Source organism: Diaphorobacter nitroreducens (genome assembly GCF_002214645.1).
GTDB lineage: Bacteria > Pseudomonadota > Gammaproteobacteria > Burkholderiales > Burkholderiaceae_C > Diaphorobacter > Diaphorobacter nitroreducens.
In genome coordinates this window covers 3,749,097-3,775,216 of sequence record NZ_CP016278.1, presented here as the reverse complement: position 1 = coordinate 3,775,216, position 26,120 = coordinate 3,749,097, and the positions used below count along the sequence as shown (strand labels likewise).

The following is a 26,120-nucleotide window of genomic DNA, read 5'->3' as shown; positions in this document are numbered from 1 at the left end:
AACAAATACCTACCTTCCACCGGAGCCTGACATGGACCTGAATGCCCTGACCCTGCTGGTGGAGATCGTGGACAGCGGCAACCTGAGCCAGGCCGCGCGCAAGCTGAAGATGACCCGCGCCAACGTCAGCTACCACCTGGCGCAGCTGGAGAAGTCGCTGGGCGTGCAGCTCGTCAAGCGCACCACGCGCCGCGTGGAGCCCACCGAGGTGGGGCTGCGCCTGTATGAACATGGCCGCAATGTGCGCAACGAGTTGGCCGCCGCACAGGAGACCATCACCAGCCTGGGCCAGGAACTGCGCGGGCGCGTGGGCATCAGCGTGCCCAGCGGCTACGGCCAGATGGTGATGAGCGACTGGCTGATCGAGTTCAAGCAGCTGTACCCGGGCATCGTGCTGGACGTGCTGTTCGAGAACCGCGCCGACAACCTGCGCGACGAGGTGGACATCGCCATCCGCGTGATCCAGGAGCCGCCGCTGTCGGTGGTGGCGCGCAGCCTGGGCGACGTGCGCTATGTGGCCTGCGCATCGCTGGACTACGCCGCCCGCCACGGCCTGCCGCGCACGCTGCTGGAGCTGCGCAATGCCCCGGTGATCACGGCCGGCGTGATGGGGCGCCAGTTGCGCCTGGCGGCCTACCAGGGGCTGGAGCGGCAAGAGGTGATGCTGGAGCCCACACTGATCTCAGAGCACTTTCCCTTCCTGCGCCAGGGTGTGCTGGCGGGCTTGGGCGTGGGCGTGGTGCCGGACTATGTGGTGCAGGACAAGATCGCCAGCGGCGAGGTGCTGACCACGCTGCAGGACTACCGCCTGAGCATCTTCGGCACCCACATGTACCTGCTGTACATGCCCAACCGGCACCAGACGCGCGCGGTACGCACCTGCATCGACTTCCTGTTGGCCAAGGCAGGCCGCAGTGCGCTGCCGCCCGCCCCGCAGGCGGCGCCAGAGGCAGCCGCGACCGGCGGTTGATCGCCGGTCGGGTTCAGCGCGGCCCCCAGCGCCCGCCACCGCGGTACCAGCCCTGCGGGCCCTGTTGCCAGCGGTAGGGGTGCCACACGTGGCCGCGGTGCGGCGGCACGGCCCAGTAGCCCGGCGTCCATGCATAGCGCCCGCCACCCCAGCCCCAGTAACCGTTGATCCACACATGCACCGGCGAGGGCGCGACAGGAATCACCTCGGTGCGCAGCGGCGGCGGGGGCGCCGGCGCATACACCACCTCGCCCTGCGGCACGACGGGATACGCTGGCGCCACCACGCAGCCGGTCAGTGCCGCGATGGCGCTGGCCAGCGCCACGGCTGGCAGCACGCGGCGCATGCCCAGAGAAACAGGGAAGTTCATCGTCATGGCGCATTCCTGGCAGTCATGCCTTTACAACGCAAAAGCCCCTGCCGGTTGTTGACAGGGGCTTGTGAAGCGAAGGTAAAGACCGTGCGCTGGATCAGGCGCTCTGGCTGTTTTGCAGTGCGGCCACGCGCTCCTCGATGGGCGGGTGCGAGCTGAACAGCTTGCCGATGTTGCCCGTGATGCCCATGGCCTGCAGGCTCTGGGGCATAGCGCCCGGGTGCATGCCGCCCAGACGGTGCAGCGCGTTGATCATGGGCTGCTTGCGCCCCATGAGCTGGGCGGCGCCGGCGTCGGCGCGGAACTCGCGCTGGCGCGAGAACCAGGCCACGATGATGGCAGCCAAGAAGCCCAGCACGATGTCCAGCACGATGGTAGTGATCATGTAGCCGATGCCGGGGCCCGAGCTGTTCTCGTCGTTCCTGCGCAGGAAGCTGTCCACCGCGTAGCCGATCACGCGCGACAGGAACACCACGAAGGTGTTCATCACGCCCTGGATCAGCGCCATGGTGACCATGTCTCCATTGGCCACGTGCGCGACCTCGTGGCCGATCACGGCCTCGACTTCCTCGCGCGTCATGCCCTGCAAGAGACCCGTGGAGACGGCGACCAGGGCCGAGTTCTTGAACGCGCCCGTGGCGAAGGCATTGGGCTCGCCCTCGTAGATGCCGACCTCGGGCATCTGGATGCCGGCCTTTTCGGAGAAGGCACGCACGGTCTCCACGATCCAGGCCTCATCCCCGTTGCGCGGCGCGTTGATGATGGTGACGCCCATGCTCATCTTGGCGATGGGCTTGCTCATCAGGAGCGAGATGATGGCGCCGCCAAAACCCATGATGAAGGCAAAGCCCAGCAGGGCGCCCAGGTTCAGGCCGTTGGCCGTCAGGTAGCGGTTCACGCCCAGCAGGCTGGCAACGATGCCCAGCACCACCACGACGGCGACGTTGGTCAGCAAAAAGAGCGCAATGCGTTTCATCGATGGCTTCTCCGTGGAAAGCGACGGTAAGGCCGCGGACAGGCGCGGCGGGCAGAAAACAAGTTGGGGATGGAGCGCGGCGCTTCAAGCCGCGCGGGCAGCGAAGGGTGCGCCTGTTGTGGTTGCGTTATGCGACGCGCGCGCTGCGGAAAACGAGGGAGTCATCATAGAAGCAAAAGTTCTCGTTCTCGGGCCACCAGCCCGGCACACCCAGAACCGGCAGGGGATTGAACGGCTTGGCCGCGAGCCATGGCGCGCTGAGGTCTCGCGCCAGCGCCTGGTCCACCATTGCTTCTATTTTGATAGCTGCCTGCGCTTGATAAACGTGCGCTGTGATCGATTTTCGGGGTGACACCAGCTTTTCCAGCAGGGCATGGCCCAGGACCAGCAGCCGCGCCTGCCGCCACAGCGGGCGCAGTTCCACGCACAGCCGGCGCCACTCGCGCGCGGCCAGGGCTTCATACAGAGGTTGCGGCGCCAGCAGCACGGCGCCGTTCTCGTCGAACACCGTGACCGCGTCACGCAGCGGCCCGCGCACCGCGCCCACGCCCTGCGCAGCGATGGCGCGGGCCTGCAAGTCGTTGAGACGCCGCTTGGTAGCCGGGTAGTGCAGCCAGATCAGGCCGTTGAAGAAGTCATGCAGGTTGTCGCGCGTGGGCACGCGGCGCTGGCCATGGACGAACTGCTCATAAGCCTCGCCCGCTGGGAGTGCCTGCTGCGGCGCGAAGCGAATACCCGGCGCCAGCCCCGCGCAGTCCATGGCGGCGTTGAGCGCGTCGGCCACGCAGGCGCCGGCCTGCACGCGTGCCGCCACCTGTGGCCCCAGGACCGCCAGCGGCGCAAGCCAGGGGCGTTGCCAGTCGATGGCCGCCAACGCCTGCGCGGCGGAGGGTTCGCTCACGTGCTGGCCAGCCCACCGGCGGGCGGGGCCGGAGCACGCGCCGCGCGCTTGTCGCGCACGGCCACGCGCGAGGTGCCCTCGTCGCGGAACTCGAAGGCCTGCGTGGCCGCCAGCAGCTTGGACAGCGAGGCATAGCCGTAGTTGCGGGCATCGAACGAGGTCTTGTTGCCAATCTGTGTGCCCACCGCACCCACGCGGGCCCAGCCGGTTTCGTCCGCGCACGCCTGCACGGCATCACGCAGCAGGTTCATGAGGCGCGTGTCCTGGCGCAGTTGGGCCGTGGGCACGCGCAGCGTGGAGGGGCACAGCGGCACGCCGGGGGCGGGCACGTCCTCGGTCTTGGCGGGGGCGGGTTGCGCGGGCGCGGGCGCGGCCGTGGCCTCGGGCTGGGCCGGCAAGGCTGCGCCCTCGGCGTCTTCCTCGCTGACCAGCGACTCCAGGTACAGGAAACGCGAGCAGGCGTTCACGAAAGGCTTGGGCGTCTGCGCGGCGCCAAAGCCGTACACCGCCGAGCCCTTGGCCCGCAGGTGCATGACCAAGGGGGTGAAGTCGGCGTCGGACGACACGATGCCGAACGCGTCGGGCCGCTCTGAATAGAGCAGTTCCATCGCGTCCACCGTCATCGCCATGTCGGTGGCGTTCTTGCGCTTGGAATAGTCGAACTGCTGGATCGGCCGGATGGCGAACTCCAGCAGCCGCTGCTGCCAGCCGCCCAGGCCGGACTTGGTCCAGTTGCCGTAGGCGCGGCGCACGTTGATTTCGCCCAGCGTGGACAGTTCGGTGAGGATCTCGTCGATCTTGTCGGCCGGCGCGTTGTCGGCGTCGATCAGCAGCGCAATGCGCAATTGGCGTTCCGCCATGGGTGACCTCCCCCCTGTGTGGGTTGTGACGTTTTTTATGCCACCAGGCGCCAGGGCAGCGCCTCGCCCGCGCGCAGCGGCTTGAGCGCGGCTTCGCCGAAGGCGAAGCTGTCGGGCGGCGTCCAGCTCTCGCGGCGCAGCGTGACCGTGCCCGTATTGCGCGGCAGACCGTAGAACGCCGGGCCGTGGAAGCTGGCAAAGCCTTCCAACTTGTCCAGCGCGCCCGCGTTGTCGAAGGCCTCGGCGTACATCTCGATGGCGGCGTGCGCGGTATAGCAGCCCGCGCAGCCGGTGGCATGCTCCTTCAGGTGCGCGGGGTGCGGCGCGCTGTCGGTGCCCAGGAAGAACTTGTCGCTGCCGCTGGTGGCCGCTTGCACCAGCGCCTGGCGGTGCACCTCGCGCTTGAGCACGGGCAGGCAGTAGTAGTGCGGGCGGATGCCGCCGGTGAAGATGGCGTTGCGGTTGTACAGCAGGTGGTGCGCGGTGATGGTGGCGGCCGTGAAGCGGCCGGCCTCCTGCACGTACTGCGCCGCCTCTTTCGTGGTGATGTGCTCGAAGACGATCTTCAGTTCGGGGAAGTCGCGGCGCAGCGGAATGAGTTGCTTCTCGATGAACACCGCCTCGCGGTCGAACAGGTCGATGTCGCTGCTGGTGACCTCGCCATGCACCAGCAGCAGCAGACCCGCCTTCTGCATGGCCTCCAGCGTCTTGTAGGTCTTGCGCAGATCGGTCACGCCCGCGTCGCTGTTGGTGGTGGCGCCTGCGGGGTAGAGCTTGGCGGCGACCACGCCCGCATCCTTGGCACGCGCGATCTCGTCGGGCGGCAGGTTGTCGGTGAGGTAGAGCGTCATCAACGGCTCGAAGGCCACCCCCTCGGGGACGGCGGCGAGGATGCGCTGCTTGTACTCAGCGGCCTGCTGCGCCGTGGTCACCGGCGGTCGCAGGTTGGGCATGATGATGGCGCGGCCGAACTGCGCGGCCGTGTGCGGCACCACGGTGCGCAGCGGCTCCCCGTCGCGCACGTGCAGGTGCCAGTCGTCGGGGCGGGTGATCGTGAGGGTGTCGGTGGTGGCGGTCATGGACCGCATTGTCCCATCCACTACGTGCGCAACACGCGCAAAAAAGAGCCCCGGCGCCGTAGCGGGCCGGGGCAAACCCCGTAGTAGGGGCGAGGGGTAAGCAAAAGAGAGCCGTAAAAGAGCGGGAGGAAGCGGTACTCAGCAGCCCGACGGGCGGTTGGGCCGCATGGGGATCACGCCTGAAACCGTCACCCGGGCGCCCGAGCCGTCGGTGGCCGTCAGCGTCTTGTTGACCAGGCGGATGCGATCGGTGTCGCGCACCACGGCCACGTCGCTCCAGCCGTCGTCGGCGCGGAACTCGCGGTCCATGAAGGTGAAGAAGGCCTCGTACACCGATGTGGCATCGGGCTGGTAGCGGATGTCGCCAAACGCCTGGCCGCTGCCGCCCACGCGGTTGGCACCGTCGAAGCGGAAGGTGCACACCTCGGGGTAGGAGCCGATGGGGTTCTTCTTGTCCACATCGGTAAGGTTGATGTTGCCGTCGCCATACACCCCGTTGAGGCCGTCCACGGTGGAGCCGGTGACGGTCAACACGCCCAGTTGGTCGCTGGGCGTGGGATCGTCGTCGTTGCCTCCGCCGCAGGCGCTGAGAAGAAGGGCAGTGGCGGCCACCGCCGCGGCGCAGGAGGTTCTGACAAAGGTATTCATGGCGCTGTGTGCTGTTGGGGGTTGAACACCGCCAGCAACGCGTGCTGGCAACATGGGTTCGATCCTAGAAAGCGCGCCCAGGGGCGGCGTGTGAGCCACGCACGCCGCACCCTGTAGGAAAAGCCCCCGCGGCCCGGTCAGCGCGCCAACACCGGTGCCAGCGCCTTGCCGGTGTGCGTGCCCTGGCGCACCACGTCCTCAGGCGTGGCCGCGGCCACGATGTGCCCGCCGTCCTTGCCGCCTTCGGGGCCCAGGTCAATGATCCAGTCGGCCTCGGCAATCACGTCCAGGTCGTGCTCGATCACGACCACGCTGTGGCCGCCGTTGACCAGCCGGTGCAGCACCTGGATGAGCTTGTGCACGTCGGCCATGTGCAGGCCCACGGTAGGCTCATCCAGCACGTAGAGCGTGTGCGGGCTTTTCTGCCCGCGCCGGCCTACGTCGTCGCGCACCTTGGTGAGCTCGGTCACCAGCTTGATGCGCTGTGCCTCGCCGCCGGACAGCGTGGGGCTGGGCTGGCCCAGTGTGAGGTAGCCCAGGCCCACGTCCTTCAAGAGCTGCAGTGGGTGGGCTATGCCGGGCATGCTGGCGAAGAACTCCACGGCCTCGTCCACCTCCATCTGCAGCACGTCGCCGATGCTTTTGCCGCGCCAGGTGACGGCCAGCGTCTCGGGGTTGAAGCGCGCGCCGTGGCAGACCTCGCAGGGCACCTTCACATCGGGCAGGAAGCTCATCTCGATGGTGCGCACGCCTTGCCCTTCGCAGGCCGGGCAGCGCCCCTCGCCGGTGTTGAAGCTGAAGCGCCCGGGCGCATAGCCGCGCGCCTTGGCCTCCAGCGTCTCGGCGAACAGCTTGCGGATGGTGTCCCAGAAGCCGATGTAGGTGGCGGGGCAGCTGCGCGGCGTCTTGCCGATGGGCGTCTGGTCCACCTCCAGCACGCGGTCGATGGTCTCGAAGCCCGACAGGCCGCTGCAGCCGGCCAGCGGCGGCGCCTTGCCCGCATCCATGGCGTCGCGCCCGGCCTTGGTACTGCGTTGCTGCACCCAGGCGGCCACGTTGGCCAGCAACACGTCGCGCGCCAGCGTGGACTTGCCCGAGCCGCTCACGCCCGTGACGGCCACCAGCCGCTGCAGCGGCACGCGTGCAGTGACCTGCTGCAGGTTGTGCAGGTGCGCGCCGTGCACGGTGAGCCAGCGCAGGGGTTCCGCATCCTTTTGGCCTCCAGCGCTCGCCGGATGGGCGCCATCAGCTACTTTTTCAATAGCATCTACCGGACGACGCGCCTGCAGCGGGTGGCGCATGGCATGCAGCAGGTAGCGGCCGGTCTGCGAGTCCGCAGCCGCCTGCACGTCGGCCACCGTGCCCTGGGCCACCAGGCGCCCGCCGCGCTTGCCCGCGCTGGGGCCGATGTCGATGATGTGGTCGGCGCGGCGGATGGTGTCCTCGTCGTGCTCCACCACCACCAGGGTGTTGCCCTTGTCGCCGAGCTTGTGCAGGGCGTTCAGCAGGATCTGGTTGTCGCGCGCGTGCAGGCCGATGGTCGGCTCGTCCAGCACATAGCACACGCCCTGCAGGTTGCTGCCCAGCTGCGCCGCCAGGCGGATGCGCTGCGCCTCGCCGCCACTGAGCGTGGGCGCGCCGCGGTCCAGCGTGAGGTAGGACAGCCCGACTTCCTCCAGGAATTCCAGCCGGCTCTGGATCTCGGGCACAAGGTCGCGCGCAATCTCCGCCTCGCGCCCCGACAGCTGCAGCCCGGCGATCCACTGCCGCACCTCGGCCACCGACAGGCGCGCCACCTCGGTGATCGGCGTGCCGGCGAACCGCACGGCGCGCGCCACCGGGTTCAGGCGCGTGCCCTGGCAGGTGGGACAGGCGGCGTCGGCCACGTCCTCCATCTCGGGCTCGGCAAAGGTTTGCTCGCGGCCGCGGTTGTCCTCCGACTGCACGGAGTCGTCCAACACCTTTCTCTGCGCCGATGTCAGCTTGACGCCCGTGCCCACACAGTCGGGGCACCAGCCATGCTTGCTGTTGTAGGAGAACAGGCGCGGGTCCAGCTCGGCATAGCTGGTGGCGCACACGGGGCAGGCGCGCTTGGTGGAAAACACCTGCAACCGCCCGATGTGCGCCGTAGGCGTGCCCTCCTGCAGCGCCTGCTGCAGGCCGTCCAGGCCGCTCAGCACATGCACCACGCCCTTGCCCAGCTCCAGCGCCTTGGACAGTTGCGTGCGCAGCGTGTCTTCATGCTCCGGCGACACGTCCACGCTGGCCACGGGCAGCTCGATGGTGTGCTCCTTGAAGCGGTCGATGCGCGGAAAGCCCGCGGTCGGCAGGAAGTGGCCGTCCACGCGCAGGTGGGTGTAGCCACGCGGGCGCGCCCAGTCGGCCAGTTCGGTATAGACGCCCTTGCGGTTCACGACCAGCGGCGCGAGCAGCCCAATGTGCTGGCCGCGGTAGTCGCGCAGCAGCTGCGCGGCGATGCTCTCGGCCGTCTGTGGCTGCACCGCCGCGCCGTCGTGCACGCAGTGCTGCACGCCCAGCTTCACATACAGCAGGCGCAGGAAGTGCCACACCTCGGTGGTCGTGCCCACGGTGCTCTTGCGCCCGCCGCGCGACAGACGCTGCTCGATGGCCACGGTGGGCGGAATGCCGTACACCGCGTCCACCTCGGGCCGGCCGGCCGGCTGCACGATGCTGCGGGCGTAGGCGTTCAGGCTCTCCAGGTAGCGGCGCTGGCCCTCGTTGAACAGGATGTCGAACGCCAGCGTGGACTTGCCCGAGCCGCTCACGCCGGTGATCACGTTGAACCGGCCGCGAGGAATGTCCAGCGTGAGGTGCCGCAGGTTGTGCTCACGCGCGTTCACGATCTCTATGGCGTTTTTGGCCTCTGGCGCTTTTCCATCCAGCGCGAGCAGCTTCTCTTTTCGTAGCACCGCCTGCTGCTCGTGCACCGAATGGCCGCCCTCGCCCAGCGCCAGTTCGTACTCGCGCAGCGCTTGCGCGGTGTGCGACGTGGGGTGCTGGCGCACCTCCTCGGGTGCGCCCTCGGCCACCACCTGGCCGCCGGCGTCGCCGCCTTCGGGCCCCAGGTCGATGAGCCAGTCGCTGGCGCGGATCACGTCCAGGTTGTGCTCGATGACGATGAGCGAGTGCCCCGCGTCCAGCAGCTTGCGCAATGCGCGCATGAGCTTGGCGATGTCGTCGAAGTGCAGGCCGGTGGTGGGCTCGTCGAACAGGAACAGCGTGCCCTTGCGGGCCAGCGGCTGGCGCGACTTCGCCTGGCTCCGGGCCGCCTCGGCCAGGAAGCCCGCCAGCTTCAAGCGCTGCGCCTCGCCACCGCTCAGCGTGGGCACGGGCTGGCCCAGCTTCACGTACTCCAGCCCCACGTCCACGATGGGCTGCAGCGCGCGGATCACCTCGCGGTCTTTCGCAAACAGCTCTGCCGCCTCGTGCACGGTGAGGTCCAGCGCGTCCGCCACGTTGAGCAGCCTGCCACCGCGTTCGATGCGCACCTCCAGGATCTCGGGCCGGTAGCGCTTGCCGTCGCAGTCGGGGCAGCGCAGGTACACGTCCGACAGGAACTGCATCTCCACATGCTCGAAACCCGAGCCGCCGCAGGTGGGGCAGCGCCCGTCGCCCGAGTTGAAGCTGAACTTGGCCGCGGTGTAGCTGCGCTCCCGGGCCAGCGGCGCCACGGCGAACAGCTCGCGGATGGCATCCCACGCGCCCACATAGCTCACGGGGTTGGAGCGCGCCGTCTTGCCAATGGGCGACTGGTCCACGAACACCACGTCGCTCAGGTGGTCGGCGCCCAGCAGGCGCTCATGCGCGCCGGGCGTCTCCGTGGCCTTGCCAAAGTGGCGCATGAGTGCCGGCGCCAGCACGTCCTGGATCAGCGTGGACTTGCCCGAGCCCGACACGCCGGTGATGGTGACCAGGCGCTGCAGCGGGAATTCCACGTTCACATCGCGCAGGTTGTGCTCGCGCGCACCCTCCAGCACCAGGCGCGGCGTCGCATCGGTCACCAGGCGCTTGAGCCCGGTGCCGATCTGTTTGTGCCCGCCGAGGTACTGGCCGGTCAGCGTGGGCGCGCGGCGCAGTTCGCCCACCGTGCCGTCGAACACGATCTGTCCGCCGCGCTCGCCGGGCCCGGGGCCGAAGTCGAGGACGCGGTCGGCCGCGAGCATCACGGCGGGGTCGTGCTCCACCACCACCAGCGTGTTGCCCGCGTCGCGCAGGCGCAGCATGGCCTCGGTGATGCGGTGCATGTCGCGCGGGTGCAGGCCGATGCTGGGCTCGTCCAGCACGAACAGCGTGTTCACCAGCGAGGTGCCCAACGCCGTGGTCAGGTTGATGCGCTGCACCTCGCCGCCCGACAGCGTGCGGCTTTGCCGGTCCAGCGTGAGGTAGCCGATGCCCACGTCGCACAGGTACTTGAGGCGCGTGGCGATCTCGTCATGCAGCAGTTGCAGCGCCTGGCGATCGCCAGCCTGAGAGTCGTTTTGGCCTGTAGCGCTTACCTGGAGAGCGCCACCAGCTATTGAAACAGGAGCATTCTGCACACCCGCCATGCGCGCGAAGAAGCGCCGCAGGCGGTCGATGGGCAGCAACATCAGGTCGTGCAGGCACAGGCCGGGCAGCGCCTCCAGCTGCGCGCGCGTCCAGGCCACGCCCTGCGGCAGGAAGCGCTGCGCGGGGTCGAGCACGGCATCGGCGTCCTCCTTGCTGCCCAGCCGCCACAGCAGGCTCTCGGTCTTCAGTCGCGCGCCGGCGCACACCGGGCATGGCGTGTAGCTGCGGTACTTGGACAGCAGCACGCGGATATGCATCTTGTAGGCCTTGCTCTCCAGGTACTCGAAGAAGCGGCGGATGCCGTACCACTGCTTGTTCCAGTTGCCGTTCTTGAAGCCGGGCGTGCCTTCGATCACCCAGTGCTTTTGCTCCGCGGTGAGCTTGTACCAGGGCGTGTCGCGCGGGATACCGGCGGCCTCGGCGTGGCGCATGAGGTCGTCCTGCGCTTCTTTCCAGGCGGGGGTCTGGATGGTCTTGATCGCACCGGCGCGCAGCGTGAGCTTGTCGTTGGGAATGACCAGGCCGTAGTCCACGCCGATCACGCGGCCGAAGCCCCGGCAGGTGTCGCAGGCGCCAACGGCGGAGTTGAACGAGAACATGGACGCGATGGGCTCGGCGTAGCGCAGGTCGCTCTCGGGGCAATGCAGGCCGGTGGAGAAGCGCCACAGGTCTGCTTCGCCATCGTCCCGCAGGCGATAGACGTTGAGCCGCCCCCCGCCGCGCTTGAGCGCGACCTCGATCGCCTCGACCGCGCGCGCGCGCTCCACGTTGCCCATGCGAAAGCGGTCGGCCACCACGTCCAGCAGCTTGCGCGGGCCTGTGGGCGTGGCCACCTCGCGCTCGGCCTGCACCTTGGTGAAGCCGCTCGCCGACAGCCATTGCTCCAGCTGCTCCGCGGTGGTGCCCGCGGGCAGTTCCACCGGAAAAGTGAGCACGATGCGCGGGTCGTCCTCGGCGGCGCAGCGCCGCTGCAACTCGGCATGGATGGTGTCCGGCGAATCGTGGCGCACGGGCAGCGCCGTCTCGCGGTCGAAGAGCTGGCCGGCGCGCGCGAACAGCAGCTTGAGGTGGTCGTTCAGCTCGGTCATCGTGCCCACGGTGGAGCGCGACGAGCGCACCGGGTTGGTCTGGTCGATGGCGATTGCCGGGGGCACGCCCTCCACCTTGTCCACGGCGGGCTTGTCCATGCGGTCCAGGAACTGGCGCGCGTAGGCGCTGAAGGTCTCCACGTAGCGGCGCTGGCCCTCGGCATACAGCGTGTCGAACACCAGGCTGGACTTGCCGGAGCCGCTGGGGCCGGTGACCACGGTGAGCTCGCCAGTGCGGATGTCCAGGTCGATGTTCTTGAGGTTGTGCTGGCGCGCGCCGTGGATACGGATCAGTCCCTGGGTCATGAGCGGGTCTTTCTGCAATGAGGCGGAACATTCTAGGGACGAGCCGGATTCCGCATCGACCGGGTGGACACCACACCACAGCCGGTCACGCAGGTGATGGCGCATCCGGCCCTATCCGTTAGACTGCGCCGCACCAACAACCAAAGAGAGGAGACGCCATGCAGCCATGGCATAAATGGGGGGCCGCCCTGGTCCTGGGCGCAACGCTGGGCGCAAGCCATGCACAGATCCTGGTGGGGCAGACGGCCGGGTTCTCCGGCCAGGTGGCCGCAGGGGTGCAGGAGACCACGCAGGGCGCCAAGCTGTTCCTGGACGCGGTCAATGGCAAGGGCGGCGTGCACGGGCAGAAGATCGAACTGATCTCGATGGACGACAAGTTCGACCCCAAGACCGCCGGCGAGAACGCGCGCACGCTGATCGAGGACAAGAACGTGCATGTCATGTTCCTCACGCGCGGCACGCCCCACACCGAATCCATGATCCCGCACCTGGACAAACATGGTGTGGCCCTGGTGGGCCCGTCCACGGGCGCCATGGTGCTGCACCAGCCGGTGCGCAAACACATCTTCAACGTGCGCGCCACCTACCAGCGCGAGGCCGAGAAGGCCATGACCCACCTGGCCTCGATGGGCATCACGCGCATCGCCGTGCTGTACGCGGACGACAGCTTCGGTGCCGATGGCGTGACGGGCGCGCAAAAAGGCCTGGCCCAGGCCAAGCTGCAGCCCGTGGTGCTGGAGAAGTTCAATCGCGCCAAGCCGGACTTCACCCCGCTGGTGGCCAAGATCTCCCAGGCGCAGGCACAGGCCGTCCTGATGGTCGCCTCGGGCACGTCGGTGGTGGATGGCTACAACGCGCTGCGCCAGGCGGGCTCCACGGCACAGGTGGTCACGCTGTCCAACAATGCCTCGGGCGGCTTCATCAAGAGCCTGGGCGAAAATGCCCGCGGCGTGATCGTCACGCAGGTCTACCCGAACGAGCGCAGCCTGACCTTCCCGCTGGTCAAGGAAGCCATTGACCTGGCCAAGGCCAAGGGAATGACCGAGGTCAGCCCGGCCATGCTCGAAGGCTTTGCCGCCGCCAAAGTGCTGGTCGAAGGCCTGCGCCGCGCCGGCCCGAAGCCGTCGCGCGAGAAGATCCAGACGGCCTTGGAATCCATCCAGAAGTTCGATCTGGGCGGACTGGACATCTCCTACGGCCCCGACGACCACACGGGCCTGGATTTCGCCGATCTTTCCATCATCGGCACGGACGGCAAGTTCCGCCGCTGAAACCCCTTTCATGAGGTCAGACGCCGCCTGGGTGATCGCGCGGCGTCTGCGGCACGTCATTCCAGCGTAGGCTGCCGCCGATACACTCGCCCCTGCTCGCACTCACGCGCAAATACACAGGGAAGAGACACCTCATGAATACACATTGGAAAAAGTGGGGCGCAGCGTGCACCCTTGCGGTGGTCAGTGCGGCCTCATCATTGGCCCACGCGCAGTTGCTCGTGGGCCAGACCGTCGGCATCACCGGGTCCGCGGCGGCAACCGTCAAGGAATCGATGCTGGGTGCGTCGCTGTACCTGGACCATGTCAACGCCCGCGGCGGCGTGAACGGGCAGAAGATCGAGCTCGTCGCACTCGACGACAAATTCGATCCCAAGCTAACGCAGGACAACGCCCGCACGCTCATCGAGGACAAGGGTGTGCTGGCACTGTTCATGACGCGCGGCACGCCCCACACCCAGGGCATCGTTGCGCTGCTGGACAAGTACGGCGTGCCGCTGGTGGGGCCCTCCACGGGCGCCATGGCGCTACACCAGCCCGTTTCCCGCAATATATTCAACGTCCGCGCGCCCTACCAGCGCGAGGTGGAGAAAGCCATCGCCCACCTTGCGCTGCTGGGAGTTCAGCGCATCGGCATCGTGCATGTGGACGACGCCTTCGGCCAGGACGGCCTGGCCGGTGCGCAAAAGGGCCTGCAGAACAACAAGCTGCCCGCCTTGTTCGTGGAGAAGTTCGACCGGGCGAAGCCCGATTTCTCAGCCATCGCCCCGCGCGTGCGTGCGCAGGAACCTCAGGCCGTCATCTTCATCGGCACGGGCGCGGCGGTCGTGGACGGCATCAAGGCACTGCGCGCGGCCGGCGTGGGCGGGCAGATCGTCACGCTGTCAAACAATGCGTCGGGGGGCTTCACCAAGGCGCTGGGCGACCAGGCCCGCGGCGTCATCGTCACGCAGGTCTTTCCGTCCGAGCGGTCGCTGAACTACCCGGTGATCAAGGAAGCCCTGGAATTGGCGAAGGCGCAGGGGCTGAAGGAACTCACTCCGGCCATGGTCGAGGGCTTCGTGAACGCCAAGGTGCTGGCCGAGGGCCTGCGCCGCGCCGGCCCCAAGCCGGACCGTGCACGGCTGCACGCGGCCCTGGAAAGCCTGAGCAAATTCGACCTGGGGGGCCTGGAGCTTTCCTACAGCGCAAAGGAACACTCGGGGCTGGACTTCGCCGACCTGTCCATCATCGGAGCGGACGGCCGGTTCCAGCGCTGAGCGGGCCGTAACGCCACGGCGGCGGAGTCCACCGCCCCATCCAAAACGCGGAGCCTGGCTCCGCGTTTTGGATGGGTGGGGCCAGTTCACTGCGCTGCGCTGGCGCCGGATGCGGGAGCAGCTGCGGACTCGGGCACGTGCGTCGCTTCCACCCCATGCTTTTCACCGCTCATGTCCACCTGGTCTCCTGCCTTCATGATCACGAACAGCATGATCACTGCGAACACCACGAAACCCACCACGATCTTCCACATGCTCATCTCCTGAAAATTGTTGTCGACGGAAAAGGGCGGCACCAATAAAAAAGCCTCACACGATCGTGTGAGGCCTGTCTGATCGCAAGCCCGACTCCATTGAATCAGGCTTGCATTGCAGGCAGCTTACGCTGCCGGTGCATCAGAAGTTGTGGCGAACGCCCAGCGCCAGCGAGCTGAAGTCCTGGCCAGCGGCGCCCGTCATGTAGGTAGCACCTGCCTTGTTGTCCACCTTCGTGTAGAAAGCGTACACCTTGGTGCGCTTGCTGAAGTTGTAGTTGTAGCCCAGGGTCCACTGCGTAGCGGAGCTGTCGGCAATGTCGCTCCACTTGCCAGCGCGGCCCACGTTCACGTGGAACTCGGAAGCACCCATCATGTAGGCGCCCGCCAGGCGGAAGTTGTTGCGGTTGCCTGCGCCCGTGGCGAGGAGCTGGTTGTCGTCCTTGTTACGCTGGTAGTAGCCACCCACGACGAACTGGCCGAAGGTGTACAACGCGCGCAGGCCCAGCTGGCGATTGCTGTCCACTTGGCTGTAGCCGGCGCCCAGGTTCAGCGCGCCGATGTTGTAGTTGGCAGCCAGGTCATAGCCGTTCTTGCCGCCGGTGGTCTGCTCGTGCAGATTCACGGAGGCATCGATCGTCAGGCCGCCCAGGCTAGGCGAGCGGTAGCCGATCTTGTTGGTGGTGCTCAGGCCGCCGAACCACACGGGATCGTAGTACAGAGCGTCCGAAGACGTGCCCGTGTCATGGTTGTGCATGCTCACGTAGTCGGCCGTAGCGTAGTACGACTCGGGCGTGAAGTTGCCCAGGCGGATCATGCCGAAGCCGCCGGACAGGTTCACTTCGCTCTGGCGGGCGAAGGTCATGCCGGTGGTGGGGTGGGTCCAGCCCGAGCCCGTGCCGGTATCGGAGTTGAAGCCGCTTTCCAGCTGGAAGCCGGCCTTCAGGCCGCCGCCCAGGTCCTCAGTGCCCTTGAAGCCGAAGCGCGAGGAGTTGTTCTGCATGACGGTGTTGCTGGTACCGCCGACCTTCTGGCGTTCCACCGACGTGTTCACGCGGCCGTACAGGGTCACGCTGCTTTGCGCGAAAACAGCGGAAGTACCCAGCAGAGCCAGGGTAGCGAGCAGCAAACGACTTGGTTTTTGCATTTGAGTTCCTTGAATGCTTGTGTCCATCAGTTGTGGTAGGCACAGCTCGCCGCCCGCAGGGAGCCGGTTAGCACAATGTGCAGCTACGGCGCAAATTCTAGGTGTAACCATCTGGGCCAACACAGGGGAAAGTCCCGCCTGTAATACCCCTGACGTATTGCCGCCACACTTTCGCATAGGCAAAGGTGTGGCGGCAGGGTTCAGTCAGGGAAAACCCTGACAAAAGAGCGGAACGAGGTCAGTCGTTGGCGTAGATGTCCACGTCCTTGGTTTCGCGGATGAACAGCGTGCCGATCACTGCCGTCATGCCGGCGATGATGATGGGGTACCACAGGCCGTTATACATATTGCCGGTGGACGCCACGATGGCGAACGATGTCGTGGGCAGCAGGCCGCCGAACCAGCCATTGCCGATGTGGTACGGCAGGCTCATGGAGGTATAGCGGATGCGCGTGGGGAACAGTTCCACCAGCATGGCCGCGATGGGGCCGTAGACCATGGTCACCAGGATCACCAGATACGTCAGGATGACGATCATCATCACCTTGTTCATCTTGGCGGGATCGGCCTTGGAGGGGTAGCCGGCGAGCTTCAGGTCTTCGGCCATCTCCTTCTTGAAGGCGGCGATGGCCTTCACGCTTGCCTCGTCGAACTTGTGGTTGACCACGGTGCCGCTGGGTGCCGTAACGACCTTGTCGCCGATCTTCACCACCGCCTGGGAGCCAGGTGCGCCTGCGGCGTTGTCATAGCTCACCGAGTTCTGCACCAGGTAGCGCTTGGCGATGTCGCAGGAGCTCTTGAAGTCGATCTCGCGGGCCACGGGGTTGCCCTGGAACGAGCAGGTAGCGGGATCGGCGGTCACCACGACACCCGCGGTCGCCTGGGCCTTGGCCAGGTCGGGGTTGGCGGCTTCCGTCAGCATCTTGAAGGCCGGGAAGTAGGTCAGCACGGCCAGCACGCAACCCAGCATGATGATGGGCTTGCGGCCGATCTTGTCGGACAGCGAGCCGAACACCACGAAGAACGGGGTGCCGATCAGCAGCGCGGCGGCGATCATCAGGTTGGCCGTGACGGCATCCACCTTGAGCTGCTGCATCAGGAAGAACAGCGCATAGAACTGGCCCGTGTACCACACCACGGCCTGGCCGGCGGTCAGGCCCACCAGCGCCAGGATCACGATCTTCAGGTTCTTCCATTCGCCGAACGACTCGGACAGCGGCGCCTTCGACGTCTTGCCCTCGGCCTTCATCTTCTGGAAAGCAGGCGACTCGGACAGCGACAGGCGAATCCACACCGAGATGCCCAGCAGCAGAATGGACACCAGGAACGGAATGCGCCAGCCCCAGTCGTTGAATACGGGCTCGCCCAGTATGGTGCGGGTGCCCAGAATCACCAGCAGCGACAGGAACAGGCCCAGCGTGGCCGTGGTCTGGATCCACGAGGTGTAGGCACCGCGGCGGCCATGGGGCGCGTGCTCGGCCACATAGGTGGCCGCACCGCCGTATTCACCGCCCAGCGCCAGGCCTTGCAGCATGCGCAGCGCGATCAGGATGACCGGTGCCGCGATGCCGATGCTGGCGTAGCTGGGCAGCACGCCGACGATGAAGGTCGAGATGCCCATGATCAGGATGGTCACCAGGAAGGTGTACTTGCGCCCGATCATGTCGCCCAGGCGGCCGAACACCAGCGCGCCGAACGGGCGCACCAGGAAGCCGGCCGCGAAGGCCAGCAGCGCGAAGATGAACGCCGCGCCAGCATCCAGCCCGCTGAAGAACTGCTTGGCAATGATGGCCGCGAGCGAGCCGTAGAGGTAGAAGTCGTACCACTCGAACACGGTGCCGAGGGACGAGGCGAAGATCACCTTCTTTTCTTCCGCCGACATCGGTCGGGCGGCAGCGCCGGGGCGGCCGGCGTATGCAGTGCTGGTAGCCATGAATGCTGTCTCCTGCTTATTGGGATGGAATCGAAAATGCGCGTAAGAAAGCGCGAAAAACCGACGATCTGAAGCACTCTGCGGTGCTTGCGACGCAATATCGGGCCGCCATCTGACCGAAAGCTGACATGCGCCAAACGCTGCCGCCACCCCAGTCTTACGGCCATCTGACAAACTCCGTGGCAACCCGCAGATCGTTTTTCTTGATGCGAAAAATTGGACTGCGCGAGGCTGCGGTGAGTCCCGCGCACGGCACCAGACACGGGTAACCCCGCAGTTTTTCGCCAGGGTTTGCCCTCCCTAGGACAAACCCTTGACGCATGACAAACCCATACCCGCCGCACAGTGCTGGGCACGGCCCCATGCAAAAAGGCGCCGCAGAACGCTGTCTGCGGCGCCTTGGAACGCCTGCCGCGGCCCCGTCGACCGCCGCCGAGGAATGCGCTTCAGCGCACGGAAGGCAGGCCCGATGGCACCGCGGGGGCCGCATCCCATGCCGGCCCGTCAAACCACGCGTCGCCGTCCAGGTAGGCGCGCAACATAGGCAGGCTGTCGAGCCCCCAGAACAGGCGCCCCTCCACCTCAAAGGCCGGCACGCCAAACACGCCACGGGCCGACGCCTCGTCCGTGTTGGCGCGCAGCAGGGCCTTGGGCAGGGCGCCCGCGCCTTCGGCGTCGGGCCGCAACTGCTCTGCCAGGGCCTGCGCCAGCACGTCCAGGCGCGCGGGGTCCAGCGCATCCTGCCCACCCAGCCAGACATGCCGCAGCACGGTGCCGGCGACATAGCGGTTGACCGTGCCATCGTCGCTGCACGCCAGCGCCTGGCGCAGCAACGGCAGCGGATTGAAGGGGTGGCGCGCCGGCATGTCCAGACCGCAGCCCAGCGCATGGCCCAGCCAGGTGGCGTGCCGGTACGTCCAGTCGCGCTTGGGCGGCACGCCGGCCGGCCCGGGGTTGGCATGCTGCTGCAGCAGCGCGCCCAACAACACCGGCTTGTAGTGCAGGTGGTAGCTCAGCCCCTCCAGTACCTGCGGCAGCCGCTCGAAGGCCAGCCACGCGTACGGCGAGACGAAATCCAGGTAGAACGTGATGTGCTTCATGCCAGTGGCTCCAGCTCTTCGGGAAGGTCCACCCCCGCGCGTTGCAATGCGGCGGTCCAGATCGCGCGGCGCGCGGCGCCATCGGCTTTCGACCAGGCGCGGATCTCGTCGATCGTACGGAAGCACCCCTCGCAATGGCTGCGGTCGGCCGTCATGCGGCAGACCGACACACAGGGCGACGGAACCGGCTCCTGGGAATTTAAGCCAAATTGGCCTCTAGCGCTTATTTCACCAGCGCGAGCAGCTATCAATTCAGAAGCATTCACTGCGGCGTCGCTCATGCGCTGATCTCCTGCACCACGTCGGCCACCGGGGCACCGGTGAGCCGCTGCAGATCGTGCGGGCTCAACTGGAACACGCCGTGGGGATGGCCGGCGGCAGCCCAAATCACATCGAAGCGGAACAGCTCGCGGTCGATGAGGGTGACAGGCGCGGTGGAATGGGCCACGGGCGAGACGCCGCCGATGGCGAATCCGGTCTTGGCCTTGACGAATTCCGCGTCGGCGCGGCCCGTCTTGCCCACGAGGGCGTCGACCTTCTTCTCGTCCACGCGCCTGTCGCCGGAGGTAATGACCAGCACGGCTGCGTCATCGCTCTTGCGCCGGAAGATGATGCTCTTGGCGATCTGCCCCAGCGCCACGCCCAGCCCGTCAGCCGCCTGCTGCGCGGTGCGCGCGGCGTCGTCAAGCATGCGCGGCGCGTGGGGGTGGCGCAGGCGCTGCAGCTCGGCAGCCACCCGCTGGGTGCTTTCAGGTAATGCGTGCATAACAGGGCAATGCGGGGCCTGGGACGGCGAAGCGCACGCACGGATGCGGAGTGCCTCGGCGCAGCCACAAGCCCCAGGCGGGGTTACAGTGTGATAGCTGCCATCCATTGTCCATGAACCTGCTTCGCGCCTGCCTGCTCTTGTGGCTTCTCGTCGGCAAACTGGCCTGGGCCGGTGGCGCCCCTGCGGTGCTGGACGATCACCGCAAGGGCCTATCGCTGGGAAGCACCGGCCAGCTTTTGTGGCTCGTGGACGACCTGGGCACCCTCACCATCGACGATGTGCGCGCAGCGGCCACCGATGCGCGCTTCGGCCCGCCCCCCGCATGCCGCTGCGCGGGGCCACACCGGCCTACCACTGGTTCAAAGTGGTCCTGGAGCAGCGCGCGGCCAGCGGCGACTGGGTGCTGGCCACCCAGACCACGTCTTTGCAGGACGTGCGGTTCTACGGCCCGTTCGATGCGTCGGGTACGGCGCTTGCGCCGCCAGTGCATACAGGCCTGGCGCAGCCCTTCGCCACGCGGCCCCTGGGCAGCGAGCGCTACCTCATGCGCCTGCAGCCCCCGGGCCCGGGCGCCTACACGGTCTACGCCCGGCTGTACAGCGAGACGGCGCCGTCCTTCGACCTGTCCGTCTGGGACACGGCCGAATACCTGCAATGGCGCCAGCACAAGCGGCTGTTCGACGGCATCTGCTACGGCATCCTGATCGCACTGCTGGTCTACAACCTCACGCTCGTGGGCATCTTTCGGGACACCACGTACACCTTCTACGTCGGCCAGTGCATCTTCGCGCTGTTGACGCTGGCCACCTTCAACGGCCACACGGCCCATTACCTGTGGGGCGACACGCCGTGGTGGCAGGAGCGCAGCTATTTCGTATTGCCCAGCCTGTGGCTGTTCTTCGGCGCGCTGTTCACGCGCAGTTTCCTGGACACCCGGCAGACGCCCTTGATGGACGGAGTGCTGGTGGCAATCGGCCTGCTGGCGGCGCTCACCGCCGTGCTCGGCGGGCTCGGGCAATTTGCCATCGCCCAGACGCAGAACGAACTGCTGGCCAGCGCCGGCATCGCGGCCGCGTCGCTCGCGGCCATTCTGGTGCTGCGCCGAGGCTTCACGCCCGCGCGCTGGTACCTGGGCGCGCAGGCGCTGCTGTTCGTCACGGTGGCCGGCGTGGTGCTGAGCAACTGGAAGGTGATCGACGCGCCCTTCATGCTGGCCAACGGCCTGCAGATCGGCGTGGCGGCCGAGATGGTGGTGTTCGCCGTTGCGTTGAGCACCCGCATCGACAGCCTGAACGCCTCCCAGATCGCCCTGCGGCTGCGCGCGGACCATCTGGCCAAGGCCGCGACCACCGACCCTCTCACGGGCCTGACCAACCGCATGGGGCTGACCCAGGGCGCAACGCAACTGCTGTCGGAAGGGGGCACGCACGCCCTGCTGCTGCTCGACCTGGACCGCTTCAAACCCATCAACGACACCTATGGCCATGACGCCGGCGACGAGGTGCTGCGCGCCGTTGCCACACGGCTGCAGACGCACACGCGGTCCGGCGACATCGTGGCCCGGCTGGGCGGTGACGAGTTCGTGGTCATGCTGGCCCACGCGCCCGCGGGCGACGCCCTGACGGCGCTGGTCAAGCATCTGGAGCTGGCTATCTGCCAGCCGGTGTACTTCCAGCGCCAGGAACTGTGCGTGGGCGTCAGCACGGGCGTTGCGCACAGCCCGCAGGACGGCCCCACGCTGACGGAGCTGATGCGCTGCGCCGACCAGCGCATGTACCAGGCCAAGCAGGCGCACAAGGACGCGGCGCAGCACCCGGCAGCGCCGGCTCTGCCGTTGGCCTGACGCCGGGTGGCCGCTCAGCCCTTGCGCTTGGTGAGCACCGCCACGGCCACGCGCGACTGCGGCTTGCGGCCCAGGAAGTCGCTGATGTAGGCGCCGGCGTCGATCAGCTGGTCCAGATCGATGCCGGTCTCGATGCCCATGCCGTGCAGCATGTAGACCACGTCCTCGGTGGCCACGTTACCCGTGGCGCCCTTGGCATAGGGACAGCCGCCCAGGCCGGCCACGGACGTGTCGAACTGCCACACGCCCAGCTCCAGCGCCGCCAGCGTGTTGGCCAGCGCCTGGCCGTAGGTGTCGTGAAAGTGGCCGGACACGTCGTTCAGATCGTAGTGCTTGAGCGTTGCCTCGATGGCGCGCTGCACCTTGCGCGGCGTACCCACGCCAATGGTGTCGGCCACCCCGATGTGCTGCACGCCGATGCCCTTCATGAGCCCGGCCAGGTATTGCACGCGCTCGGGCGCGATCTCGCCCTCGTAGGGGCAGCCCACGGTGCAGCTCATGGCGCCACGCACATACACGCCAGCGGCGCGCGCGGCCTCGACCACGGGAGCGAAGCGCTCGATGCTCTCGGCAATGCTGCAGTTGATGTTCTTCTGGCTGAAGGCCTCGCTGGCGGCGCCGAAGACCACGATCTCGTCAGGCTTGTCGAGCACGGCCGCCTCCCAGCCTTTCAGGTTGGGCGTCAGTACCGAATAACGCACGCCGGGCACGCGTGTAATGCCTTGCATGACCTCATGGTTGTCGGCCATCTGCGGCACCCACTTCGGAGAAACGTAGCTGGTGACCTCGATTTCCTTGAGGCCCGCCTGCTGCAGGCGGTGCACCAATTCGATCTTGACGGCCGCCGGCACCGGCTGCTTCTCATTTTGCAGCCCGTCGCGCGGGCCCACGTCCACAAGCTTGACGCGGGAGGGGATGTTCGGGTTCATCGGTGGGTGTCCTTGGGTGAGGGATTCGTCAGTAGCCGCGTCCGGCATCCACCACGCCGGCCACGGCCTCGCCGCGCGCGAGCGCCGCGATCTTGCCGGCGATCTGGGCGATGCTCTCGTCGCGCAGCGTGCGTGCCGAAGTGTGGGGTGTGAGGGTGATCTTGGGATGTCCCCAGAAGGGATGCCCGGCAGGCAACGGCTCGGTGCGGAACACGTCCAGCGTGGCGCCCGCCACATGGCCTGCGTCGATCAGCGCGAGCAGGTCCTCCTCGACCAGGTGCGCGCCACGCGCCACATTGATCACGTAGGCGCCGGGCAGGAGGCGGGCCAGCGTGTCGCGGTTCATGATGCCCTGCGTCTCGGGCGTGAGCGGGAGCAGATTGACCAACACGCGGGTAGCGGCCAGGAACTCGTTGAAGCCCTCCTGCCCACTGAAACAGCGCACGCCCGCCATCTGCTTCGGACTGCGGCTCCAGCCGAGCACGGGAAAGTCGAACTGCGCCACCGCGCGCGCCACGCGCTCGCCCAGTACGCCCAGGCCCATCACGCCCACAGGAAAGTCCTGGCGCAGGCGCGGCTTGCGGTAGCTCCACTGGCCCGCCTGCATGGCGGCCTCGTACTGGTCAAACTCGCGGAAATGCCGGATCAGCGCGTGGCACACGTATTCGGCCATCTGCACGGCCATGCCGGCGTCATCCAGACGCACGACGCGCACGGACGGCGGCAGGCGCAGCTTGAGCAGCGCATCCACCCCCGCACCGATGTTGAACAGCGCCCGCAAAGCGGGCTGTTCGTCGATGAACTGCTGGGGCGGTGCCCAGACCACGGCGTAGTCGGCCTGCGGGGCTCCGGGCTGCCAGACGGTAATGTCGGCTCCCGGCAGGGCGGCGGCCAGCCCCTGCAGCCAGGGTTCGGCCTTGGTATCGGTACAGCAAAAGGTAATCTTCATGGCCAACGAGCGTACCGCGGCTGGGCAAGCCCCCGCCGTCACTCGGCGGAAAGCCGCAGCAGTTCTGCGCCTTCGGCCACCTGGTCGCCTGGCGCGTAGAGCAGCTCCTGCACCACGCCATCGGCGGGGGCGGCGATGGTGTGCTCCATCTTCATGGCCTCCATCACCGCCAGGGGCTGGCCCTTGGTCACCTTGTCGCCGGCCTGCACGGCAAACGACACCACCTTGCCCGGCATGGGCGCGGTGAGACGCCCGCCCTCGCTGGCGGCTTCGCCCGCATGGGCCAGCAGGTCCAATGCCTCGATGCGCGTGGCGCCACGGGGGGTGAAGATGTGGTCGGTCTCGCCCTGGGCATAGACCGTTGCGCAGGTACGCTGGCCGGCGTATTGCAGGTCCAGGCCGCCCGCCCAGGGCGTGAAAGCCAGCGGACCCTGCGCGGCTCCCTCGCCTTCTCCCACGGTCAGTTGGTAGCCGCCGTCGCGTTCATAGGTCAGCCAGGCCTTGGCATGTGTGCCATTGAAGTCGAACTCGAAACGCCGGCGGCACGCTACGAGCGAACGCCAGCCGTCGCGGCGGCTGAACGGATTGGCGCCTTCCTGCGCCTGCTCACGCTGCAACTGGCTGGCCACGGCGGCGGCTGCGGCCAAAGGCAGGCCTACGCGCTCCTGGCCGAACAACACGGCCTCTTCGCGCGGGATCAACGCGGTGTCCAGCCGCGCCTGGGCGAACGAATCGCTCTTCACCACATGGCGCAGGAACTGCACGTTGGTCGCCAGGCCCACGATGTGGGTCTGCGCCAGCGCATCGTCCAGCCGCGCCAGGGCCTGCGCGCGCGTGTCGCCGTGCACGATGAGCTTGGCGATCATGCTGTCGTAGAAGGGGCTGATGGCGTCGCCCTCGCGCACGCCGTCATCCACGCGCACGCTGCCCCGTTCGAAGCTGGTGCATGCCGGCTTGCGGTACACGTGCAGCTGGCCAGTGGCTGGCAGGAAGTTGTTGTCAGGGTTCTCGGCGCAGATGCGCGCCTCGATGGCGTGGCCGAGGATCTTCAGCTCGTCCTGGCGCTTGGGCAAAGGCTGCCCGCTGGCCACGCACAGCTGCCACTCCACCAGGTCTTCGCCGGTGATGGCCTCGGTCACGGGGTGCTCCACCTGCAGGCGGGTGTTCATCTCCATGAAGTAGAACTTCATCTGCTCGGGCGCGTCGTAGCCGCCGGGCTGTTCCACGATGAACTCCACTGTGCCCGCGCCCACGTAGCCCACGGCCTTGGCGGCTGCCACGGCAGCCTCGCCCATCTGGCGACGCAGGGCCTCGGTCATGCCGGGGGCGGGGGCTTCTTCCAGCACCTTCTGGTGGCGGCGCTGCACGGAGCAATCGCGCTCGAACAGATAGACGCAGTTGCCCTGCGTGTCGCCGAACACCTGGATCTCGATGTGGCGCGGGCGCAGCACGTACTTCTCCACCAGCACGGCATCATCGCCAAAGCTGTTGATGGCCTCGCGCTGGCAGCTGGCCAGCGCCGCTGCAAAGTCCTCGCTCTTTTCCACCAGGCGCATGCCCTTGCCGCCGCCACCGGCGCTGGCCTTGATGAGCACGGGGTAGCCGATACGGTCGGCCTCGCGCTGCAGCAGTTGCGGGTCCTGGTCCTTGCCGTGGTAGCCAGGCACCAGCGGCACGCCCGCCTTCTCCATCAGCTGCTTGGACTCGGCCTTCAAACCCATGTCCTTGATGGCCGAAGGCGGCGGGCCGATGAACACCAGCCCCGCAGCGGCACAGGCCTGGGCGAAGTCTTCGTTCTCGCTCAGGAAGCCGTAGCCCGGGTGGATTGCCTGCGCACCCGTGGCCTGGGCGGCCTCGATGATGCGCTCCCAGCGCAGGTAGCTGTCCTTGGGGGCGCTGCCGCCGATATGCACGGCCTCGTCGCAGGCGGCCACATGCTTGGCCTGGGCATCGGCGTCGGAGTACACGGCCACGGTCTTCACGCCCATGCGGCGGGCGGTTGCGGCCACGCGGCAGGCGATCTCGCCGCGATTGGCGATCAGGATCTTGTCAAACATGGGCTGCCTCCGCGGCGAGACCGCCTGCGCACGCCACGCGTGCCCTGCAATTTGGTGAAACGTCTGCTGCGCAGCCGTTTTCGCCGCGATTGGCAATCAGGATTTTTTGGAACATTCAGTCCACCTTGGCGGAATCGGAAAAGAAAGAGGAAATGCGCCGCAGCACGGCGCGCAGGAACTTGAACAGCACCACCAGCAGCAGCGCCGACAGCGCCAGCATCACCACCAGCGCAATGCCGAAGGCCAGCGGATACTGCGTAGCCAGCCAGACCACGCCGACGACCAGGCCGTCCTCAAAGAACGACAGGCCCCAGTTGGAAAACGGCTCGGGCGAGGTGTTGGCCGCCGCCCGCGTGGTCATCTTGGTGGCCAGCGCCGTGGCCGAGAGCGAGCCGCCCAGCAGCCCCGCGGCCAGCGCCATGGTGGCGTTGTCGGCACCGAACACGCCAGCTGCCAGCAGCGCACCGGCGGGCACGCGGATGAAGGCGTGGATGGCATCCCAGGCACTGTCGAACCACGGCACCTTGTCGGCGAAGAACTCCACCAGCAGCATGAAGCCGCTGGCCATCAGCACCAGCGGGTGCTGCAGCAGCGCCAGCCCCGGCGGCAGCGGCAGCCAGCCGGCCACGCCCATCATGCCCACCAGGAACACCACGGCGTACAGGCGAAAGCCGCTGGCCCAGCCCAGTGCGGCTGCCAGCGCCAGCAGGGCGGGCATGTCCAGCTGCTGCGTGGCGCGCGCAGCCCCTTCGGCTACCGCCTGGGCGGTACCCGCATCGACATGCAGCCCCACGCTGTGGAGCCACTGCACGATCTGGAGCCAGAGCGCGTCCATGGCG

Annotated in this window: 21 protein-coding genes; 4 read left to right on the top strand and 17 right to left on the bottom strand. The window is 67.4% G+C overall.

The window, feature by feature from the left end:
- Nucleotides 1–31: 31 nt before the first annotated feature.
- Nucleotides 32–970, top strand: coding sequence for a LysR family transcriptional regulator (locus BA022_RS17670; RefSeq protein WP_088888316.1), 939 nt, complete (start codon nucleotides 32–34; stop codon nucleotides 968–970).
- 13 nt (nucleotides 971–983) lie between these two features.
- Here BA022_RS17670 and BA022_RS17665 read toward each other — a convergent pair whose 3' ends face one another.
- From BA022_RS17665 to uvrA, 7 genes are all read right to left on the bottom strand, one after another.
- Nucleotides 984–1,346, bottom strand: coding sequence for a YXWGXW repeat-containing protein (locus tag BA022_RS17665; protein WP_011806832.1), 363 nt, complete (start codon nucleotides 1,344–1,346; stop codon nucleotides 984–986).
- A 94-nt stretch (nucleotides 1,347–1,440) separates the two neighbouring features.
- Nucleotides 1,441–2,319, bottom strand: a complete 879-nt coding sequence (htpX, locus tag BA022_RS17660) for a protease HtpX (protein ID WP_088888315.1) — start codon at nucleotides 2,317–2,319, stop codon at nucleotides 1,441–1,443.
- A gap of 127 nt (nucleotides 2,320–2,446) precedes the next feature.
- Entirely contained in the window at nucleotides 2,447–3,220 is a 774-nt protein-coding gene (locus BA022_RS17655) for a DUF3025 domain-containing protein (protein ID WP_088888314.1), read from the bottom strand.
- Nucleotides 3,217–4,080 (bottom strand): NYN domain-containing protein, encoded by an 864-nt coding sequence (locus BA022_RS17650; protein ID WP_088888313.1) that lies wholly within the window; start codon nucleotides 4,078–4,080, stop codon nucleotides 3,217–3,219. Before BA022_RS17650 ends, BA022_RS17655 begins: the two co-directional genes overlap by 4 nt.
- Nucleotides 4,081–4,115: 35 nt before the next feature.
- A complete protein-coding gene (pyrC, locus tag BA022_RS17645) occupies nucleotides 4,116–5,159 on the bottom strand; it encodes a dihydroorotase (protein WP_088888661.1) in 1,044 nt (347 codons plus the stop codon).
- 138 nt (nucleotides 5,160–5,297) lie between these two features.
- A complete protein-coding gene (locus BA022_RS17640) occupies nucleotides 5,298–5,807 on the bottom strand; it encodes a hypothetical protein (protein WP_088888312.1) in 510 nt (169 codons plus the stop codon).
- A gap of 137 nt (nucleotides 5,808–5,944) precedes the next feature.
- Nucleotides 5,945–11,770: an excinuclease ABC subunit UvrA gene (uvrA, locus tag BA022_RS17635; protein WP_088888311.1), complete on the bottom strand. Its 5,826-nt coding sequence runs from the start codon at nucleotides 11,768–11,770 to the stop codon at nucleotides 5,945–5,947.
- Nucleotides 11,771–11,928: 158 nt separating this feature from the next.
- Here uvrA and BA022_RS17630 point away from each other — a divergent pair, with 158 nt between their 5' ends.
- Nucleotides 11,929–13,041, top strand: a complete 1,113-nt coding sequence (locus tag BA022_RS17630; RefSeq protein ID WP_088888310.1) for an ABC transporter substrate-binding protein — start codon at nucleotides 11,929–11,931, stop codon at nucleotides 13,039–13,041.
- Between the two features lie 134 nt (nucleotides 13,042–13,175).
- Nucleotides 13,176–14,300: an ABC transporter substrate-binding protein gene (locus tag BA022_RS17625; protein ID WP_088888309.1), complete on the top strand. Its 1,125-nt coding sequence runs from the start codon at nucleotides 13,176–13,178 to the stop codon at nucleotides 14,298–14,300.
- Between the two features lie 86 nt (nucleotides 14,301–14,386).
- On the opposite strand, the gene BA022_RS19375 is transcribed toward BA022_RS17625, so the two are convergent.
- The 6 genes from BA022_RS19375 to BA022_RS17595 all read right to left on the bottom strand — a co-directional run bounded on the left by BA022_RS19375 (nucleotide 14,387) and on the right by BA022_RS17595 (nucleotide 19,500).
- Nucleotides 14,387–14,554, bottom strand: a complete 168-nt coding sequence (locus BA022_RS19375; RefSeq protein ID WP_172734575.1) for a hypothetical protein — start codon at nucleotides 14,552–14,554, stop codon at nucleotides 14,387–14,389.
- A 142-nt stretch (nucleotides 14,555–14,696) separates the two neighbouring features.
- The gene (locus BA022_RS17615; protein WP_088888308.1) at nucleotides 14,697–15,701 is read right to left on the bottom strand and encodes a porin; all 1,005 of its coding nucleotides are present in this window, start codon (nucleotides 15,699–15,701) and stop codon (nucleotides 14,697–14,699) included.
- Between the two features lie 238 nt (nucleotides 15,702–15,939).
- Nucleotides 15,940–17,634: an MFS transporter gene (locus tag BA022_RS17610; RefSeq protein ID WP_015914307.1), complete on the bottom strand. Its 1,695-nt coding sequence runs from the start codon at nucleotides 17,632–17,634 to the stop codon at nucleotides 15,940–15,942.
- Between the two features lie 446 nt (nucleotides 17,635–18,080).
- Nucleotides 18,081–18,734 (bottom strand): 2-hydroxychromene-2-carboxylate isomerase, encoded by a 654-nt coding sequence (locus tag BA022_RS17605; protein WP_015914308.1) that lies wholly within the window; start codon nucleotides 18,732–18,734, stop codon nucleotides 18,081–18,083.
- Nucleotides 18,731–19,015 carry a DUF1289 domain-containing protein gene (locus tag BA022_RS17600; RefSeq protein WP_088888307.1) on the bottom strand — a complete coding sequence of 95 codons (285 nt, stop codon included), beginning with the start codon at nucleotides 19,013–19,015 and terminating at the stop codon, nucleotides 18,731–18,733. Before BA022_RS17600 ends, BA022_RS17605 begins: the two co-directional genes overlap by 4 nt.
- A complete protein-coding gene (locus BA022_RS17595; RefSeq protein WP_088888306.1) occupies nucleotides 19,012–19,500 on the bottom strand; it encodes a YbaK/EbsC family protein in 489 nt (162 codons plus the stop codon). Before BA022_RS17595 ends, BA022_RS17600 begins: the two co-directional genes overlap by 4 nt.
- Nucleotides 19,501–19,825: 325 nt before the next feature.
- Between BA022_RS17595 and BA022_RS17590 the strand changes: the two genes are divergently transcribed.
- Nucleotides 19,826–21,346: a diguanylate cyclase gene (locus tag BA022_RS17590; RefSeq protein WP_088888305.1), complete on the top strand. Its 1,521-nt coding sequence runs from the start codon at nucleotides 19,826–19,828 to the stop codon at nucleotides 21,344–21,346.
- Nucleotides 21,347–21,360: 14 nt separating this feature from the next.
- On the opposite strand, the gene BA022_RS17585 is transcribed toward BA022_RS17590, so the two are convergent.
- The 4 genes from BA022_RS17585 to BA022_RS17570 form a co-directional block, all read right to left on the bottom strand.
- A complete protein-coding gene (locus BA022_RS17585) occupies nucleotides 21,361–22,275 on the bottom strand; it encodes a hydroxymethylglutaryl-CoA lyase (protein ID WP_088888304.1) in 915 nt (304 codons plus the stop codon).
- 28 nt (nucleotides 22,276–22,303) lie between these two features.
- Entirely contained in the window at nucleotides 22,304–23,224 is a 921-nt protein-coding gene (locus BA022_RS17580; protein ID WP_015914313.1) for a 2-hydroxyacid dehydrogenase, read from the bottom strand.
- 38 nt (nucleotides 23,225–23,262) lie between these two features.
- Nucleotides 23,263–25,281: an acetyl/propionyl/methylcrotonyl-CoA carboxylase subunit alpha gene (locus BA022_RS17575; protein WP_088888303.1), complete on the bottom strand. Its 2,019-nt coding sequence runs from the start codon at nucleotides 25,279–25,281 to the stop codon at nucleotides 23,263–23,265.
- Nucleotides 25,282–25,396: 115 nt separating this feature from the next.
- Nucleotides 25,397–26,116, bottom strand: a complete 720-nt coding sequence (locus tag BA022_RS17570) for a DUF4126 domain-containing protein (protein ID WP_088888302.1) — start codon at nucleotides 26,114–26,116, stop codon at nucleotides 25,397–25,399.
- Nucleotides 26,117–26,120: the final 4 nt, after the last annotated feature.